The sequence below is a fragment of the Cupriavidus basilensis genome, assembly GCF_029335485.1.
GTDB lineage: Bacteria > Pseudomonadota > Gammaproteobacteria > Burkholderiales > Burkholderiaceae > Cupriavidus > Cupriavidus basilensis_E.
In genome coordinates, this window is the sequence record NZ_JARJLM010000205.1 from 1 (window position 1) to 2,736 (window position 2,736).

Genomic DNA, 2,736 nt, shown 5'->3' on the forward strand with positions numbered 1-2,736 from the left:
CCGGCGCTCCCCCGGCGGGCGTGGTGAACATCGTCGGCAACGGCACCCCGAACGCCGCCGTCAAGGTAGACCCCGCCACCGCCGTATTCCGCCCCGATGCGGCACTGGCCGCGCTGGGCAAGCGCATCTTCTTCGATACGCGCCTGTCCGAGCCGCGCGGCATGTCCTGCGCCGGCTGCCACGACCCGGCGCGCGCCTTCGCGCCAACGCTGTCACCCGCATCGCTGGCCGGCCCGCACGTGCCCGAGGGCAGCCGGCCCGGGCGATTCAGCCTGCGCAATGCGCCCTCGCTGCTGTACGTGCGCTACGTGCCGCGCCGGCACTTCTACCAGGACGATGACGCGCCCTATCCCTCGCCCTTCGGTGGCCTGTTCGCCGACGGCCGCGCCGACACCCTGGCCGAGCAGGCGCGCGGTCCCTTGTTCGACCCGAACGAGATGAACAACGGCACCCCTGCCAGCCTGCTGCGCAAGGTCGACAGTACCGAACTGGCTCCCGCGCTGGCGGCGCGCTTCGGTCCCGCCGTGCGGACCGATCCCGAGCAGATGGTGCTGGCGCTTGGCAAGGCTCTGGAGGCCTATCTGCAGAGCGACGAGATGGCGCCCTTTAGTTCCCGTTTCGACGACTACCTGCGCCGCCGCACGCCGCTTTCGACGGCGGAAACGCGCGGCCTGGCCTTGTTCAAGAATCCGGACAAGGGCAACTGCATGAGCTGCCACACGCTGTCGGACACCGCCAGCCGGCCCGAGCGCTCGCTCTTCACGGATTTTGGCTATGACGCCATCGCCGTGCCCCGCAACCGTGCCCTGGCCGCCAACCGCGACCCCAGGCATTTCGACAACGGCTTGTGCGATACCGCCCGCCGCCTGCGCTGGCCCGAGCCGGCGCAATGGTGCGGCTACATCCGCACGCCCGGGCTGCGCAATGTCGCGGTAAGGCAGAGTTTCATGCACAACGGCGTGTTCACCACGCTGCGCGATGCGGTGGCGTTCTACAACACGCGCTCCACCGACCCGGGCAAGTGGTATCGCGGCGGCAAGACGTTCGATGACGTGCCGGCGGCCTACCGGGGCAATATCAATGTCAACTCGACGCCGATGAACCGGCGGCCGGGGCTGGCGCCGGCACTGACGGAAAGCGAGATCGACGATATCGTGGCCTTCCTGCGCACGCTGACCGATGCGCCCTACGCCGGCCTCATGCCGGGTGCCAGCGCCGGGCGGCCCTAGCGCTGGCGCGCGAGCCTCACTGCGCCGCGCAGACGGCGTCCGCCTCAAACCCGCGGAAGACCTGTTGCGTAGGATCGGGCACGCGCACGATCGTGCCCGCTTCCCCCTGCACCAGGCGCAGCACCTGCCCCGCGCAATGCTTTGCGGCGGCATTGCGCAGGTAGCGGAGCTCGTACTGCCAGCCCGGCAGCGGCACGAAAGACACCCCGATCGCGCATCGGTAGGGCTGATCGCCGGCAGCCGAAACCGCCGCGGCAGTGAGGTAGATACGGTGGCTGGCCACCAGCCACCGCTCGCGCGTGCGGCTGGGAGGCTCGGGCGACTGCCCCGACATCCCCAGGTCCGCTTCCTTGCCCAGCGCCGTCATCTGCCGCCCCGTCGCAGCCAGCAGGGCAGGCTTGGGCGGCCTGGGGCACTGGTCCGCATCCACCACGCTGAAAGTGGTGTTGTCATCGGTATTGGTCACCAGCCGCACGCGGGCAGCGGGCGTGCCGGTCTCGACCCGGTAGTGCGAGATGCAGCCACCCAGCGCGAACGCCGCGAGCGAGGCCGCGCCGAGCGGGATGGCAGCTTTGCAGACTTTCGACATGGCAGTGCGGGAAAGTAGGCTATCGCCAGAGGATACGCGCGTTGCCGTGACTTGCGCTGCTGGGGAATGTCCGCGGCGCGATGCCCTCCGGACCGGCAAACAGGCATGGCAATGGGAACGCCAGCCCCGCTCCCGTGCGCGGACCGCCGGCAGGCTGGCCGTGCCTGGGCAGCGCGCCACAAAGGAGACACCCGCGATAAGATGGTCGCCGCGGTCAGCCCGATCGTGCCCGACGGATCCCGATATGCAGCCCTCCTCCCTTGCCGATGCATGGCCTACCATCCGCGACGTCATCGAGCGCGGACAGCGATCCTCCCTGTACTGCGCGCTGGCCAGCGTGGGAGCGGACGGCATGCCCACGGTCACCCCCATCGGCACGGTCTTCCCGCGCGCGGACCAGACCGCCTTCTTCTTCGACCGCTACACCAGCACGCTGGCCGCCAACCTCGCGCATAGCGACCGGGTCTGCCTGATGGCAGTCGACTCCGGCAAGGGCTTCTGGTTTCGCTCGCTGCTGGCCGGCCGCTTTCGCCAGCCTCCGGGCGTGCGTCTCTATGGCACCGTGGGTCCGTTGCGCCCGGCAACGCAGGCCGAGTTGCAGCAAATCGAGGCCCGCGTGAAAGGCTCGCGCTGGCTGAAGGGGACGCGGATGCTCTGGTCGAGCTTCACCCATGTGCGGGACATCCGGTTCACTGCCTTCAGGCCGGTGGCTTACCCGGTGATGATGGATGGGCTTTGGGAGAAGCAGGCCTAGCGGCCAGGAAGGGCGATGCGATTGCCCGGGCGAAGCCCGTCTTCGCCACAGCCAAATTGACATCGGGTTGGATCGGACATAGGCTCCATCGAGCCATCGGCCTGTCCTGCGCACCGATACACAGGATTAAAACAAGAACAAGAACAAGACAAGAACAAGACAAG

Annotated in this window: 3 protein-coding genes; 2 read left to right on the forward strand and 1 reads right to left on the reverse strand. The window is 68.5% G+C overall.

Translation table 11 applies throughout. The features are described 5' to 3' along the window. Positions 1-1,229 (forward strand): cytochrome-c peroxidase (locus P3W85_RS11925; RefSeq protein ID WP_276264945.1); only part of this gene is annotated, 1,229 nt, incomplete at its 5' end. 16 nt (positions 1,230-1,245) lie between these two features. Here the strand turns inward: P3W85_RS11925 and P3W85_RS11930 are convergent. Then, positions 1,246-1,818, reverse strand: a complete 573-nt coding sequence (locus P3W85_RS11930) for a hypothetical protein (protein ID WP_276264946.1) — start codon at positions 1,816-1,818, stop codon at positions 1,246-1,248. A gap of 244 nt (positions 1,819-2,062) precedes the next feature. Here P3W85_RS11930 and P3W85_RS11935 point away from each other — a divergent pair, with 244 nt between their 5' ends. After that, the gene (locus P3W85_RS11935) at positions 2,063-2,572 is read left to right on the forward strand and encodes a pyridoxamine 5'-phosphate oxidase family protein (RefSeq protein ID WP_017230989.1); all 510 of its coding nucleotides are present in this window, start codon (positions 2,063-2,065) and stop codon (positions 2,570-2,572) included. The last annotated feature ends 164 nt before the right edge of the window (positions 2,573-2,736 follow it).

Bases quoted from the DNA above. Each gene is read 5' to 3' on its own strand.
- P3W85_RS11935 (WP_017230989.1), top strand. From the start codon at position 2,063: ATGCAGCCCTCCTCCCTTGCCGATGCATGGCCTACCATCCGCGACGTC.
- P3W85_RS11930 (WP_276264946.1), bottom strand. From the start codon at position 1,818: ATGTCGAAAGTCTGCAAAGCTGCCATCCCGCTCGGCGCGGCCTCGCTC.